This is a genomic window from Kitasatospora sp. Ki12 (assembly GCF_054601375.1).
Map to the genome: position 1 here is coordinate 3,691,131 of NZ_BAAIHT010000001.1, position 16,329 is coordinate 3,707,459.

Below are 16,329 nucleotides of genomic sequence, written 5' to 3' on the forward strand. Positions count from 1 at the left end.
GTCCTGAGAGGATCACATGACCTCCTCCGTCAGCCGTGCCGCTGCCGCCCGTCTGCTCGCCCGCCGGATCGGCGTCGGGGGCGCCGCCCTCGTCGCCGTCGCGGGCCAGCTGCTGGCCGTCCCGACGATCGCCGACGCCCGGGGTTCCGGCTCCGGCAAGGAGCACCCGCAGCTGCGGGCCAACACCATCGCGTCCAACCCGCTGCCGTTCACCACCCGCTTCGAGGGCGACTTCCACGGCTCCATCACCCGGATCAGCAACTCGCTGATGACCTGCGACGAGACCAAGCCCCCGGTCGACCCGGCGCAGCCGCCGTGCGAGGACGCCCGCAAGGGCCTCGGCAGCCGGCCGATCAACAACAAGTACCAGATGAAGTACATCAACATCGACCCGGGCTCGATCGGCCCGCTCGGTGACCCGATCTACTCCGCCAGCTCCGCCGACCTGGGCCTGCTCCCGGGCTCGACCGTCAAGTACGCCCGGCTCTACTGGGGCGGCACCCGCGGCATCGGCGACACCGTGCTGCCGGAGAGCCAGATCGACGAGGTGTACCTGAAGGTCCCGGGCGAGACGCAGTACCGGAACATCGCCAACGACCAGCCGTCCATCGGCTACATCACCACCGACGACGAGAGCAGCTACCAGGCCTCCGCCGACGTCACCGACCTGGTCAAGAAGTTCGGCAACGGCAGCTACACCGTCGCCAACATGGACTCGGTGGTGAAGCCGCACAGCTGGGGCGGCTGGACGATCGTCGTCGCGTACGAGAACGACTGCAAGCCGCTGCGCCACGTCCACCTGTGGGACGGCTTCCAGGTCGAGCTGCCGGACAGCCCGGAGCGCGAGATCGACCTCACCGGGCTGCAGACCCCGCCGACCGGCCCGGTCCAGGGCAAGCTCGGCTTCGTGGTCTACGACGGCGACCTCAAGTGGACCGGCGACACGCTCAAGATGAAGTCCACCAACGGCCCGGAGACGCCCTTCACGGACGTCAACCACGCCTCGGACGACGCCTTCAACTCCACCATCGAGGAACTGACTCCGGCCGACCAGTTCGTCCGCACCCCGTACAACCGCAACAACTTCGGCTACGACTCCAACCGCTGGGACATCTCGCCGTTCCTGCGCAACGGGGACACCGACATCAAGGTGAAGTTCGACACCGACAAGGACGGCTACGACCTGGGCGTCTTCTACGCCTACGTCAACCTGGACAGCTCCACCGAAGGCTGATCCCCCCTCGGGGACCCGGCCCGACCCCGGCGCCGCTGCCGCACCACCCGCACCCCGCGGGGCGGCAGCGGCGCCGCCGCGTCCCGGCCGCGCGGGGCGCCGCGCAGCAGCCGCTCGCAGGGGCGCTCCACCCAGCGGTAGAGGGCGGCCGCGACGGCCAGCGAGCCGCCGGCCAGCAGCAGCCAGACGCCGAGCGTCGCGGCGCCGGGGGCCGGGCGGCCCTGCACCGCGAGCCAGCAGCGGATGCCGATCTCGTGCACCAGGTACCAGGCGTACGACCACTCCCCGAGCCGGACGGCCGTCCGGCCCGCCAGCAGCCGGGGCGCCGTCGCCGCCGCGTCGCGCCGGGCGGCCGCCGCCAGCAGGGCCGCGAACAGCGGGGCCGGGACCAACTGGGCGGCGCTGTACGGTCCGTACCAGAGCGCGTCCGGGACGGCCGCGTGCCAGGGGACCAGCACCAGGTGCCACCCGAGGACGGCAGCCGCCGCCGGGACGAGCCGCGGCCGGGGGAGCAGGCCGTGGCGGGCGGCCAGACCGGTGACCACCCCGAGGACGAACTGCGGGGTCCTGGTCAGCGGGAGGTAGTCCAGCAGCCAGCCGCGCAGGACCGGATCGGCGGGCAGCAGGGCGCCGGCCGCCCACAGCGCCGGACCGAGCAGCGCGCAGCCCGCCCCGACCGGCAGCCAGACGCGGCGGCGCGGCGCCAACAGCCGCAGCAGGAACGGGAACAGCAGGTAGAACCAGGCCTCCGCGCCCAGCGACCAGGAGGCCGGATTGCCGCCGTACACGGTGGACGGCGCCCACGGGTGCACCAGCGCCAGCGACCAGAGCGCGGCCACCACCGGCAGGGCCGCGCCGATCGCGGCGTCCGCGCCCAGGGAGAGCCCGGTGGTCAGCAGGTGCAGCGGCCAGATCCGGGCGAACCGGCGCCGGGCGAAGACGGCGGCGGACGCGGGCGAACTCCCGTACGTCCAGGCGAGGACGAAGCCGGAGAGCACGAAGAAGAACGTCACCCCGGACCGGCCGTACCAGGCGAGCGGGCCCACCAGCGGCAGCTCGCCGACCTTGCGGGAGAGGTGGTAGAGCACGACCAGCAGGGCGGCCCAGAAGCGCAGCCCGGTGAGCGAGGGCAGGCGACTGGGCATCTGTGCTCCGGGGGGTCTGTGCTCCGGGGGGTCTGTGCTCCGGGGGTGGGGGACGGCGCCCGGGTGAACGAGCGGGGCGGGGGCGAGGTCACGCGCGGCGGTCGGGGCGTCCGGGAGGTGGTCGTGTCCGGCGGCCGGCCGCCGGGGCGCGTAGCCTGCTGAGGCGGACGGATGGAGGGGCTGATGGTGGAGGAGCAGCGGGCCGGGAGCCGGGTCAGCAGGCCGGAGAACCGGTTGGTCCGACGCGGGTTCGGCGACCCGGCGCGGGCGGTGCGGCTGTTGGAGGGCCCCGGCCTGCGGGGACTGGCCGACGACCCGGTGCTGCTGGACGCGCTCGGCGCCACCGCCGACCCCGACCTCGCGCTGCTCGGCCTGGCCCGGCTGATGGAGGCGGCCGACGAGACCGACCGGCACACCCTGCGGGACACCCTGACCACCTCCAAGCCGCTGCGCGACCGGCTGCTCGGCGTGCTCGGCGTCTCCACCGCGCTCGGCGACCACCTCGCCCGGCACCCGCACGACTGGCACGTGCTGGTCACCTTCGAGCTGCGCGACATGCACCCCGGCCCGGAGGACTTCCGCCGGGCCCTCGGCGAGGGCGTGCGCGGCGGCGACCGGAGCCCGGCGGATGCCCTGCGGGTCGCCTACCGGCGCTGCCTGCTCGCCATCGCCGCCCGCGACCTCACCGGTACCACCGACCTCGCCCGCACCGCCGCCGAACTCGCCGACCTGGCCGGCGCCACCCTGCAGACCGCCCTGGACCTCGCCGCCGAGCAGGACCCGGAGGCCGCCGCGGCCTGCCGGCTCGCCGTGATCGGCATGGGCAAGTGCGGCGGCCGCGAACTCAACTACGTCTCGGACGTGGACGTCATCTTCGTGGCCGAGCCGCGCGAGGGCGTGGACGAGCACGAGGCGGTCAAGGCCGCCACCCGGCTGGCCGCCGCCCTCACCCGGCTCTGCGCGGACACCACCGGCGAGGGCACCATCTGGCCGGTGGACGCCAACCTGCGCCCCGAGGGCCGCAACGGCCCGCTGGTGCGCACCCTGGCCAGCCACCTCGCCTACTACCAGCGCTGGGCCAAGACCTGGGAGTTCCAGGCCCTGCTCAAGGCCCGCCCGGTCGCCGGGGACGCCGAACTCGGCGCCGCGTACGTCGAGGCGCTCGCCCCGATGGTCTGGCAGGCCGCCGCCCGGGACAACTTCGTCACCGACGTGCAGCAGATGCGCCGCCGGGTGATCGACTCCATCCCCGCCACCGAGCTGGACCGCCAGCTCAAGCTCGGCCCGGGCGGGCTGCGCGACGTCGAGTTCTCCGTCCAGCTGCTCCAGCTGGTGCACGGGCGCACCGACCCGGCGCTGCGCAGCGGCAACACCCTGGAGGCGCTGGCCGCGCTCTCCCGGGGCGGCTACGTCGGCCGGGCGGACGCCGCCTCGCTGGACACCGCGTACCGCTTCCTGCGCTCGCTGGAGCACCGGATCCAGCTCCACCGGCTGCGCCGCACCCATCTGATGCCCACCGCCGCGGAGGACCAGCGCCGGCTGGCCCGCTCGCTGACCTCGCTGATCAACGACGACACCCGCGCCGATCCGGTGGCCGCGCTGCAGCGGGAGTGGAAGCGGCACGCGGTGGAGGTCCGGCGGCTGCACGAGAAGCTGTTCTACCGGCCGCTGCTCGACGCCGTCGCCGAGCTGCCGCCGGGCGCCGCCGGGCTCACCCCGGACGCGGCGCGGGCCCGGCTGGAGGCGCTCGGCTACACGGACCCGGCGGCCGCGCTGCGGCACATCAGCGCGCTCGCCTCCGGGGTCAGCCGCAAGGCGGCGATCCAGCGCACCCTGCTGCCGGTGCTGCTCGGCTGGTTCGCCGACTCGGCCGACCCGGACGCCGGGCTGCTCAACTTCCGCCAGGTCTCCGACGCGCTCGGCCGCACCCCCTGGTACCTGCGGCTGCTGCGGGACGAGAGCGCCGCCGCCGAGCAGCTGGCCCGGGTGCTGTCGGCCGGCCGGCTCGCGCCGGACCTGCTGCTGCGCGCCCCCGAGGCGGTGGCCATGCTGGGCGATCCGCAGGGCCTGGAGCCGCGCGGCCGGGCGGCGCTGCAGTCGGAGATACTGGCCGCCGTCGGCCGGGCCGGCTCCACCACGGCCGCCGTGGCCGCCGCCCGCTCGGTGCGCCGCCGGGAGCTGTTCCGTACGGCCGCCGCGGACGTCCTCGGCCGGCTCGGGGACGACCCCGCCGAGGCGCTGGACACCGCGGGGGAGGCGCTCACCGCGCTCAACGCCGCCACCCTGGAGGGGGCGCTGCGCGCCTGCGTGGCGGGCTGGGAGGCCGAGCACGGGGACCTGCCGACCCGGCTCTCGGTGGTCGCGATGGGCCGCTTCGGCGGCCACGAGCTGGGCTACGGCTCGGACGCGGACGTGCTCTTCGTCCACGAGCCGCTGCTCGGCTCGCTGGAGGAGGAGGCCGCCAAGGCCGCCCAGGCGGTCTGCCACGAGCTGCGCACCCAGCTGGGCGCGCCCTCCACCGAGCCGCCGCTGCTGGTCGACGCCGACCTGCGGCCGGAGGGGCGCAGCGGCCCGCTGGTGCGCACCCTCGCCTCGTACGCGGCGTACTACCGGCGCTGGTCGCACGCCTGGGAGAGCCAGGCGCTGCTGCGGGCCGAGCCGGTGGCCGGGGACGCGGAGCTGGGCGCGCGGTTCCGGCAGCTGATCGACCCGCTGCGCTACCCGGGCGAGGGGGTGCCGGAGCGGGACCTGGTGGAGATCCGCCGGATCAAGGCCCGGATCGAGGCCGAGCGGCTGCCGCGCGGGGCCGACCCGACCACCCACACCAAGATCGGCCGGGGCGGGCTGGCGGACGTGGAGTGGACGGTGCAGCTGCTCCAGCTCCGGCACGGGCACGAGTTCCCGGCCCTGCGCACCACCCGGACCAGGGCGGCGCTGGCGGCCGCGGTGGAGGCCGGGCTGGTGCGGCGGGACGACGCCGAGGTGCTGGACGCCGCCTGGGTGCTGGCCTCCCGGGTGCGGGCGGCGGTGATGCTGGTCCGCGGCCGGCCCGGGGACAGCTTCCCCGGGGAGGCCAGGGAGCTGGCCGGGGTGGCCCGCTACCTCGGGTACGGCGCCGGGCACAGCGGGGAGCTGCTGGACGACTACCGGCGGACCACCCGGCGGGCGCGGGCGGTGGTGGACCGGCTGTTCTACGGGCTCGGGTGAGCTCGGCGGCGCATGCGAAAGGGGCCCCTGGATCAGGGGCCCCTCCTCGTCGTTCCTCGGCCGTGGCACAGGGCGCGTCTTCGAACCCCCGGCGTCGCCCCGCAGGCGGGGGTTCGAAGACGGGCCCTAGGGCGTTTCTTTCCGATCATCGGATCGTTGGTCTGGTCGTGCCGTTGACTGACGCGCAGTGGGCGCGGATAGAGCCGTTGTTGCCGGACCGGACGCCGAAGCGGGGCGGTCGGTGGCGCGATCACCGGCAGGTGATCGACGCGATCGCGTGGAAGTTCCAGACCGGCTCGCAGTGGGTGCACCTGCCCGCCGAGTACGGCTCGTGGAAGGGTGTCTACACCCGGCTGCGGAACTGGGCGATCGACGGCACCTGGGAGCGGGTCTTCACCGCCCTGCTCGCGCGGGCCGACGCCGAGGGCGACCTGGACTGGGTCGTGGCGGTCGACTCCACGATCGTTCGCGCGCACCAGAACGCGGCCGGGGCCCGTCAAAAGGGGCGCCGGCCGGTGAGCCCGGCCACCACGCGATCGGGCGTTCGCGCGGCGGGCTGACGACGAAGGTCCACCTCGCCGCGGACGGCCGCTGCCGCCCGCTGTGCTTCGTCCTCACGCCCGGCCAGGCCGGCGACGCGCCCGCGTTCGAGCAGGTCATGGCCGCCCTGCGGGTGCCCAGGCCGGTCGGCCGGCCGCGCACCCGGCCCCTCGTGGTCCTGGCGGACCGGGCCTACTCCTCCCGGGCCATCCGCGAGCACCTGAGAAGGCGCGGCATCCGGGCGGTGATCCCGCAGCCCGCCGACCAGATCGCCAACCGCCGACGCAAGGGCCGGTTCGGGGGCCGCCCGCCCGCCTTCGACCGCGAGGCCTACAAGCAGCGCAACACCGTCGAACGGTGCATCAACCGCCTGAAGAACTGGCGCGGCCTGGCCACCCGCTACGAGAAGACCGCCACCGTCTACCAGGCAGGACTCCACATCGCGGGCATCTTCATCTGGTCCGCCCGCTGATCCAAAAGAAAGGACCTAGCGGCGTGCGCTGCTGACCGCCGGCTCGCTCCACTGCTCCGGGACGGTGACCGGCTCCTCGGCCTGCTCCCGGGCGGGCACCCGCGGCAGCTTGTAGACCCACTCGTGGTACAGCCAGCGGGCGGCCAGGAAGCCCGCCGCGAGGCAGATCTCGCCGCCGACCGCGTCCATCCAGAAGTGGTTGGCGGTGGAGACGATGACCAGCAGGGTGGCGGCCGGGTACAGCAGGCCGAGCGCCCGGACCCACGTCCGGCGGGCCAGGAAGAAGATCGCCAGGCCGCACCACATCGACCAGCCGATGTGCATCGAGGGCATCGCGGCGTACATGTTGGAGACGTGCGCGGCGGGGCCGGAGGCGAAGGAGCCCCAGGTGTGGTGGGTCTGCACGGTGTCGATGAAGCCGCCGTCGGTCATCAGCCGGGGCGGGGCCAGCGGGAAGGAGTAGAAGCCGACCAGGGCGATCAGGGTGGTGACGAACAGCACGGTGCGGGCCGCGACGTAGCGGCCGGGGTGGCTGCGGTAGAGCCAGACCAGCACACCGATGGTGATGATGAAGTGCAGCGTCGCGTAGTAGTAGTTCATCCCGGTGATGAGCCACCCGACGCCGTCCACGGCGTGGTTGACCGAGCGCTCGACGGCGATGCCGAGGTTCTGCTCCAGGTCCCAGATCCAGCGCGCGTGCTTCTGGGCTATCGCTTCCTGCTCCGGGACCGCGTTGCGGACGATGGAGTAGATCCAGTAGCTGATCCCGATCAGGGCCAGCTCGAACCAGATCCTCGGCCGGGCCGGTGAACGGCGCTGGTCGCGGAAACGACTGCGCAGGGCCGCGGTACGGGACTGGGCGGCACGGGTGGCTCCGTCGGGCAGCCGGCCGGGGAGGGCCGTGGCTGCCGCGGAACCGCCACCGTGGGCCGCGTCGGCGCGCCGGGCGTCGCCTCGCTGGATCTCGGTCGGTTCCCCCATGGACGAGAAGTCTGCCAGACCGCTCGTAGCCGTCTGCTCATCCTCTGGAAGTGGATTCTTCACCGGTTGTCCCCCTTGAGGGCTAGGGGCCGGCTCCCACCGGGGTAGGGGGTGCTCTGTGTTCTGGTGCAAACCGGTGGGACGGACATAGCTCCCATTGTCACGCCCGTCGCTCCGAGGGAGTAATCGGGGTGGGCGGAGACGGCCCGGGGCCTGGATTTTCCCGGCACGAAACGGTTTCTGCATCTTGCTGAAACATATTGCAGGCCGCTAGCTTCCTGGGAACCCGATCGCCCCTTCCCCTAAGGGAGCCCTCAGTGGCCGATGCCCCGCTCCGCCCCCGACGGAGCAGATCCCCCGTGAACGGATCACCCCGCAGGCCCGGCCGCACGGCCGTCCTGCTGGCCGCCGCACTGACCGCCGCCACGCTCGGCGGCGCCCCCGCGGCCCTCGCCGCCGCCCCGCCGGCCCCGCCCTCGGACGCCGCGCTCGCGGCCACCGCCGGGCGGCACGACCTCACCCGCGAGCAGTTCTACTTCGTCCTGCCCGACCGCTTCGCCGACGGCGACACCGCCAACGACACCGGCGGCATCACCGGCGGACGGCTGGACAACGGCTTCGACCCCGCCGACAAGGGCTTCTACCACGGCGGCGACCTGGCCGGACTGATCCGCAAGCTCGACTACATCCAGGACCTCGGCACCACCGCCATCTGGATGGCCCCGATCTTCAAGAACAAGCCGGTGCAGGGCAGCGGAGCGGACGCCTCGGCCGGCTACCACGGCTACTGGATCACCGACTTCACCCAGGTCGACCCGCACTTCGGCACCAACGACCAGCTCAAGGAGCTGATAGCCAAGGCGCACGCCCGCGGGATCAAGGTCTTCTTCGACGTCATCACCAACCACACCGCCGACGTCATCGACGCCGCCGAGCAGCAGCACGGCTACCGCTCGGCCGGCGCCTACCCGACGCTCGACGCGGACGGGAACCCGGTGGACGAGACCGCCGTCGCCGACGCGGGAGCGCCCTGGCCGCGGACCACCAAGGACTCCTTCCCCTACACCCCGGTCTTCCGCAACCCCGGCGACGCCACCGCCAAGACCCCGTCCTGGCTCAACGACCCCTCGCTCTACCACAACCGGGGCGACTCGACCTTCGTCGGCGAGTCCGCCACCGAGGGCGACTTCAGCGGCCTGGACGACCTCGACACCCAGAACCCCCGGGTGGTGAAGGGCTTCGAGAAGGTCTACCAGCAGTGGGTGAAGGACGCCGGCGTGGACGGCTTTCGGATCGACACCGTCAAGCACGTCAACATGGCGTTCTGGCAGCAGTGGGCGCCCGCGCTCAAGGACTTCGCCGCCAAGCAGGGCAACAAGAAGTTCTTCATGTTCGGCGAGGTCTACTCCGGCGACCCGGCGATCACCTCGCCCTACGTCACCAAGGGCAAACTGCAGGCCACCCTGGACTTCCCGTTCCAGGGCGCCGCCCGCTCGTACGTCTCCCAGGGCGGCTCGGCGAAGAACCTCGCCGACGTCTACGGCCAGGACTACCGCTACACCGGCGCCGACACCGACGCGTACGAGCTGCCCACCTTCCTCGGCAACCACGACATGGGCCGCTTCGGCTCCTTCCTGCTCGCCGACAACCCGGGCGCCGACGAGGCGACCCTGCTGAAGAAGGACCGGCTCGCGAGCGAGCTGCAGTTCCTCACCCGCGGCCAGCCCGTCGTCTACTACGGCGACGAGCAGGGCTTCACCGGCGCGGGCGGCGACAAGGACGCCCGGCAGGACCTGTTCGCCTCGAAGACCCCCTCCTACAACGCCGACCGGGTGCTCGGCGGCACCCCCGGCCCGGCCGACCGGTACGGGCAGGACGGCGCGCTCTACCGGGGCATCGCGGGGCTGGCCCAGCTGCGCCGCGACAACCCCGCGCTGGCCGACGGCGCCCAGATCGAGCGGTACGCCGCCGACGGCGCGGGCGTCTACGCCTTCTCCCGGATCGACGCCGGGCAGCAGGTCGAGTACCTGGTGGCGGTCAACAACGCCACCGAGGCGAAGACCGTCACCCTGGACACCTTCTCGGCCGGCATGGGCTTCGACCCGGTCTACCCGGCGGCGGGCGGCCGGATCACCAGCGGCGCGGACCGCAAGGTCACCGTCACCGTGCCGGCGCTCTCCTCCCTCGTGCTCAAGGCGGGCGGCAGGCTCGCGGCCCCGGCCGCCGCGCCGCGGCTCTCGGTGCGGCCGCCCGCGGACGGTTCCACCGGGCTGGTCACGGTGGGCGCCACCGTCGACGGCGGCGGCTTCGACCGGGTGAGCTTCGCCGCCCAGATCGGCGACGGTCCCTGGCAGACGCTGGGCACCGCAGACACCGGGACGTACGCGGTGACCCAGGACCTGGGCGCGGTCGCCCCGGGCACGGTCGTGCGGTACAAGGCCGTCGTCCAGGACTCCGGCGGCCACCTGCGCTCCGCCACCGCGAGCTTCACCACCGGCACCCCCGCGCCGAAGCCGGTGCCCACCGCCGGCGCCCGCCCGTACGCCGTCGTCCACTACAACCGGCCGGACGGCGACTACGACGGCTGGAACCTCTACGCCTGGGGCGACCTCGCCGACGGCGAGACCACCCCGTGGCCGGCCGGGCACGCCTTCACCGGGCGGGACGCGTACGGCGCCTTCGCCTACGTGAAGCTCAAGCCGGGCGCCTCGGACGTCGGGTTCATCGTGGAGAAGAACGGCGTCAAGGACGTGGAGGCCGACCGGCACATCGACGTCGGCAGCACCGGCGAGGTCTGGCTGAAGCAGGGCGACCCGGCGGTGCGCACCACCGCCCCCGGCCCCGCCGGCACGCCGCCGGCGAACACCGCCGTCATCCACTACAACCGGGCCGACGGCGACTACGACGGCTGGGGCCTGCACGACTGGACCGGCGCCGCCACCCCCACCGACTGGGGCAAGCCGCTGACCCCGGCCCGCCGCGACTCCTTCGGCGCCGTCTTCGAGGTGCCGCTGGCCCCCGGCGCGACCAGCCTCAGCTACATCCTGCACCGGGGCAACGACAAGGACCTGCCCGCCGACCAGTCGCTGGACCTCGCGGTCAACGGCAGGGAGGTGTGGATCCTCGGCGGCCGCGAGGGCTACCTGCTGCCGCAGAACCCGGCCGCCTCCTCGCAGGTGGACCTCGGCAGCGCCAAGGCGCAGTGGATCGACGCGAGGACCGTCGTCGTCCCGGCGAACTACGGCGCCGGAGACGAGGCCCTGGCCGGCGGCACCAGCGCCCAGCTGGTGTACGACCCGGCGGGCGGCATCACGGCCGACAAGGGCGTGCTGAGCAAGCCAGGCCGGTGGCTGCGGCTCACCCCCGTCAAGGGCGGGCTGACCGACGCGCAGAAGGCGAAGTACCCGCACCTGGCGGGCTACCGGGCCTTCACCGTGGACGCCCGGGACACCGCCCGCGTCCCGGCCGCGCTCCGCGGCCAGCTGCTGTTCACCGAGCACCTGCCCAGCGGCGCCGTCCTGGCGGCGACCGGGGTGCAGACCCCGGGCGCGCTGGACGACCTCTACGCCGGGCGGACCGGCAAGGTCGACTTCGGCCCGGCGTACTACGACGGCAAGGTGGCGCTCTCGCTGTGGGCGCCGACCGCCCAGGAGGTGTCCGTCCAGGTCTTCGACGGCGCCACCGGCGGCACCCCGAGGACCCTGCCGCTGAAGCTCGACGACGAGACCGGCGTCTGGGAAGTCGTCTGTGACAAGCGGGAGTTGGACGGCAAGTACTACCTGTACCAGGTGAAGGTCTGGGCGCCCTCGGTACGGCAGGTGGTGGTCGACACCGTCACCGACCCGTACTCGGTGGCGCTGTCGACCGACTCCCGGCGCAGCCTGGTCGCGAACCTCGACGCCAAGGAGCTGAAGCCCGCGGGCTGGGACGACCACGCCCGCCCGCAGGCCGTCCCGCTTGGGCGGGAGCAGATCCAGGAGCTGCACGTCCGGGACTTCTCGGTGGAGGACCCGACCGTCCCGGCCGGCGAGCGCGGCACCTACCTGGCGTTCACCGAGTCGAACTCGGCCGGCATGAAGCACCTGAAGGAGCTCGCGGCGGCCGGGGTGACCACGATCCACCTGCTGCCGACCTTCGACATCGCCACCATCCGGGAGAACCGGGCGGACCAGAAGCTGCCCGCCTGCGACCTGAAGTCCCTGCCGAAGGACGGCCCGAAGCAGCAGGAGTGCGTGGCGGCCGTCGCCGCCGACGACGCCTACAACTGGGGCTACGACCCGCTGCACTACAACGTGCCGGAGGGCTCCTACGCCACCGACCCGACCGGCACGGCCCGGACGGTGCAGTTCCGGCAGATGGTGCAGGCGATGCACGCCGCCGGGCTGAGGGTGGTGCTCGACGTGGTCTACAACCACACCGCGGCCAGTGGCCAGGCCGAGCACTCGGTGCTGGACAAGGTGGTGCCCGGCTACTACCAGCGGCTGGACGCCGACGGCAAGGTCACGACGGACAGCTGCTGCGCCGACACGGCGCCCGAGCACGCCATGATGAACCGGCTGGTGGTCGACTCGGTGACCCTGTGGGCCCGCGAGTACAAGGTGGACGGCTTCCGCTTCGACCTGATGGGCCTTGACCCGAAGTCCACCATGCTGGACGTGCGGGCCGCGCTGCGCAAGATGACGCCGGACTCGGACGGCGTGGACGGGAAGAACGTCCTCCTGTACGGCGAGGGCTGGAACTTCGGCGTCGTCGCGAACAACGCCCGGTTCGAGCAGGCCACCCAGGCCAACATGGCCGGCACCGGCATCGCGACCTTCGACGACCGGTTCCGGGACGCCGCCCGCGGCGGCAACTTCATGCTCGACTCCGCGCCGCAGCAGGGCTTCGCCTCGGGCCTGTTCACGGACCCGAACGGCTCGGCCGCGAACGGCACCCCGGACCAGCAGAAGGCCCGACTGCTGCACCAGATGGACCAGTTGAAGGTGGGACTGACCGGCAACCTGGCCGGGTACTCCTTCACCGACAGCTCCGGGAAGGCCGTCACCGGCGCCCAGGTCGACTACAACGGCGCCCCGACCGGGTACGCGGCCGAGCCCGGCGAGGCGGTGGAGTACGTGGACGCCCACGACAACACCGACCTCTTCGACGCCCTCGCGTACAAGCTGCCGACCGGCACCGCGGCCGCCGACCGGGCCCGGATGCAGGCCCTCGGGCTCTCGCTCACCGCGCTCACCCAGGGCGCGGGCTTCGCCCAGGCCGGCAGCGACCTGCTGCGTTCCAAGTCGCTCGACTCCAACGCCTACGACTCGGGCGACTGGTTCAACGCGATCCACTGGCCCGATCCATTGACGGGGGCCGTGGCCGGCAACGGCTGGGGCCGCGGGCTGCCGCCGGCGGCCGACAACAAGGCGATGTGGCCCACCGCGCAGTCCCTGCTGGCCGATCCGAGGCTGGCCGTCGGCGCGGCCGACATCCGGGCGGCCTCGGCGCAGTACCAGGAGTTCCTGCGGATCAAGCAGTCCTCGCCGCTGTTCGCGCTGCCCACCCTGGCCGCCGTCCAGCAGCGGCTGTCGTACCCGCTCTCCGGCACCGCCGGTGAGACGCCCGGGGTGATCACCCTGCACCTGGACGGCACCGGGCTGGCGGGCGCGGAGAAGGGCGTCACGGTGGTCTTCAACGCCACGCCCACCGCGCAGGCGCAGACCGTCGCGGCCCTGCGGGGGACGGGCCAGGCGCTGCACCCCGTCCAGGCGGGCGGCGCGGACCCGGTGGTGAAGGGGGCCGGCTTCGACGCCGCGACCGGCACGTTCACCGTGCCGGGCCGGACCGTGGCGGTGTTCGTCCAGCACTGACCGGTGCACCCCGCCGATTACCGGGCCCCGCGCCGCCGTTGAGGCGGTTCGGGGCCCGGTTCCGTTCCGGCCACACAATGGCCGGAAACAACCGCAGGCACGGCCGGAACTGTGACGTGCCGCGCCCGTTCGGCGCTGCGCGCTACCCGGCGGTACGAACGGTGGTTCCGACTGCTGGTCAGTGACCGCCGATAGTGATCGAACCTTGTGCAGGTCATGAAAACCGTGTTCACGAGTTCGTGTCCGGGTAACACAACTGACGGACCGCCATGCATACGGTTTCGGTAATGAACCGGCCAATCAGTGGCATGCATCTGTCATTGGCGGCCGGTTTGCTGCCACGATTCCTCCGGCTGCAGACGTGGGGGCCCCACCTCCCGGTGCAGCTGTTCGAGCCAAGGTGCAGCGCGTCCCGACCCTGCAACGGGTTGTGTGCACCGCAACCCGCTACCGCACCTCCGTCGCACCCGGCGGGGGCCCCCACTGCGCCGCAACCCCGCGGCCCAGGTTTCTCTCCACCGGCGCGAACCAGCGTCGGTCGGAAAAGGAGTCCGCATGTCCCGTTACGCTCACGCCCGGAAGGCGGCGGTCGTCCTGGCCGCCTCCACCGCGCTGCTGGTCACCGGCATACCGGTCATCGCCCAGGCGGCCACGCCGGACGCGCCGACCGCTGTCGCCACCCAGCAGGCCAGCCGGGCCGCGCTGATCGCCTCGGCGAACCAGCAGACCTCCTCGATCGCCCAGGCCCTGAACCTGAGCGGCCAGGAGAAGCTGGTCACCAAGGACGTCGTCCAGGACGCCAACGGCAGTCGCCACCTGCGCTACGAGCGCACCTACGCCGGACTCCCGGTCCTCGGCGGCGACCTGATCGTCCACCAGGACGCGAACGGTGCCACCAAGAGCGTGACCAAGGCCAGCGAGGCCAACCTCGCCGGCGTCGAGACCACCCCGGCCCTGGCCGCGCCGAAGGCCCAGGCCGCCGCGCTGGCCGCCGAGGAGGGCGCCGCCGTCGACACCGCCCCGCGCCTGGTGGTGTGGGCCGCGGACGGCACCCCGAAGCTCGCCTGGGAGACCGTCGTCGCCGGTCGCGAGTCCGACGGCACCCCGAGCAAGCTGCACGTGGTGACCGACGCCAAGACCGGCGACGTGCTCAGCAAGGCCGACGGCATCAAGCGCGGCTCCGGCACCGGCGTCTTCGTCGGCAACGTGCCGCTGACCACCACCCAGAGCGGCTCGACCTTCTCGCTGAAGGACGCCAGCCGCGGCGGCCAGAACACCACCGACATGAAGAACGGCACCACCGGCAACGGCACGCTGTTCTCCAAGTCCTCGGACACCTGGGGCAACGGCCAGGCCAGCAACCGCGAGTCGGCCGCCGTGGACGCCCAGTTCGGCGCCGCCGCCACCTGGGACTTCTACAAGAACACCTTCGGCCGCAACGGCATCCGCAACGACGGCGTCGGCGCCATGAGCCGGGTCCACTACGACACCGGCTACGTCAACGCGTTCTGGGACGACGGCTGCTTCTGCATGACCTACGGCGACGGCTCGGGCGACACCCACCCGCTGACCGAGCTGGACGTCGCGGGCCACGAGATGAGCCACGGCGTCACCTCGGCCACCGCCAACCTGAACTACTCGGGCGAGTCCGGCGGCCTCAACGAGGCCACCTCGGACATCTTCGGCAACATGGTCGAGTTCTACGCCAACCTGCCCGCCGACAACCCGGACTACCTGGTCGGCGAGCTGATCGACATCAACGGCAACGGCACGCCGCTGCGCTACATGGACAAGCCCTCCAAGGACGGCACCTCGGCCGACTCCTGGTACTCGGGCGTCGGCAACCTGGACGTGCACTACTCGTCCGGTGTCGCCAACCACTTCTTCTACCTGCTGGCCGAGGGCAGCGGCGCCAAGGTCATCAACGGCGTCAGCTACAACAGCCCGACGGTCAACAACATCACCGTCACCGGCATCGGCCGGGACAAGGCCGCGCAGGTCTGGTACAAGGCGCTGACCGCGCACATGACCTCCACCACCGACTACGCGAAGGCCCGTACCGCGACCCTGGACGCGGCCACCGACCTGTACGGCGCGAACAGCGCCGAGTACAACGCGGTCGCCACCGCCTGGGCCGCCGTCAACGTCGGCGGGCTGCCCAACCCGGGCGGCGTCACCGTCACCAGCCCGGGCAACCAGTCGACCGCCGTCGGCACCGCGGTCAACCTGTCCATCAAGGCCTCGGGCGGCACCGCTCCGCTGTCCTACTCGGCCACCGGTCTGCCGGCCGGCCTGGCCATCAACGCCTCCACCGGCGTGATCACCGGCACCCCGACCGCAGCGGGCACCTCCAACGTCACCGTGACGGCCAAGGACTCGGCCGGCAAGACCGGTTCGACCAGCTTCACCTGGACCGTGACCACCGGTGGCGGCGGCTCCTGCACCCCGGCGCAGCTGCTCGGCAACGCGGGCTTCGAGACCGGTTCCGCCTCGCCGTGGACCTCGACCTCCGGCGTGGTGGACAACAGCGCCAGCCAGGCCGCGCACGGCGGTTCGTGGAAGGCGTGGATGGACGGCTACGGCTCCAGCCACACCGACACGCTGTCGCAGACGGTGACCATCCCGGCGGGCTGCAAGGCGACGCTGAGCTTCTGGCTGCACGTCGACACCGCCGAGTCGGGCAGCACCGCGTACGACAAGCTGACCGTGTCGGTCAACGGCACCGCGCTGAAGACCTACTCCAACGTGGACGCCGCGGCCGGCTACCAGCAGCGCACCTTCGACCTGTCGGCCTACGCGGGCCAGACGGTCACCGTGAAGTTCAACGCGGTCGAGGACTCCTCGCTGCAGACCAGCTTCGTGATCGACGACACCGCCGTCCAGACCGGCTGAACCCGG

General features: G+C 72.7%; 7 protein-coding genes. 5 read left to right on the forward strand and 2 right to left on the reverse strand.

Going from position 1 to position 16,329, the window contains the following annotated elements; translation table 11 throughout:
- The first annotated feature begins 16 nt into the window (after window positions 1–16).
- Window positions 17–1,234 (forward strand): hypothetical protein, encoded by a 1,218-nt coding sequence (locus tag ACYP53_RS16355; RefSeq protein WP_229928747.1) that lies wholly within the window; start codon window positions 17–19, stop codon window positions 1,232–1,234.
- Here the strand turns inward: ACYP53_RS16355 and ACYP53_RS16360 are convergent.
- Window positions 1,201–2,379, reverse strand: coding sequence for an acyltransferase family protein (locus ACYP53_RS16360; protein ID WP_459647801.1), 1,179 nt, complete (start codon window positions 2,377–2,379; stop codon window positions 1,201–1,203). The two genes, ACYP53_RS16355 and ACYP53_RS16360, sit on opposite strands and share 34 nt — an antisense overlap.
- Window positions 2,380–2,562: 183 nt before the next feature.
- On the opposite strand from ACYP53_RS16360, the gene ACYP53_RS16365 reads away from it, so the two are divergent.
- Window positions 2,563–5,586: a bifunctional [glutamine synthetase] adenylyltransferase/[glutamine synthetase]-adenylyl-L-tyrosine phosphorylase gene (locus ACYP53_RS16365; protein ID WP_459647802.1), complete on the forward strand. Its 3,024-nt coding sequence runs from the start codon at window positions 2,563–2,565 to the stop codon at window positions 5,584–5,586.
- A gap of 161 nt (window positions 5,587–5,747) precedes the next feature.
- Window positions 5,748–6,598, forward strand: a protein-coding gene (locus tag ACYP53_RS16370) for an IS5 family transposase (protein WP_459647992.1) whose coding sequence is annotated in 2 segments (ribosomal slippage) — window positions 5,748–6,114 and window positions 6,114–6,598 — 852 coding nt in all. Because the reading frame shifts where the segments join, the coding sequence is not laid out codon by codon here.
- Between the two features lie 15 nt (window positions 6,599–6,613).
- Here the strand turns inward: ACYP53_RS16370 and ACYP53_RS16375 are convergent.
- Window positions 6,614–7,579 (reverse strand): phosphatase PAP2 family protein, encoded by a 966-nt coding sequence (locus ACYP53_RS16375; RefSeq protein WP_189915308.1) that lies wholly within the window; start codon window positions 7,577–7,579, stop codon window positions 6,614–6,616.
- Between the two features lie 359 nt (window positions 7,580–7,938).
- Here ACYP53_RS16375 and pulA point away from each other — a divergent pair, with 359 nt between their 5' ends.
- Both pulA and ACYP53_RS16385 read left to right on the forward strand, forming a co-directional pair.
- Entirely contained in the window at window positions 7,939–13,431 is a 5,493-nt protein-coding gene (pulA, locus tag ACYP53_RS16380) for a pullulanase-type alpha-1,6-glucosidase (RefSeq protein WP_459647803.1), read from the forward strand.
- A 555-nt stretch (window positions 13,432–13,986) separates the two neighbouring features.
- On the forward strand, window positions 13,987–16,323 hold the full coding sequence (locus ACYP53_RS16385; protein ID WP_459647804.1) for a M4 family metallopeptidase: 2,337 nt from the start codon (window positions 13,987–13,989) through the stop codon (window positions 16,321–16,323).
- Window positions 16,324–16,329 lie beyond the last annotated feature (6 nt).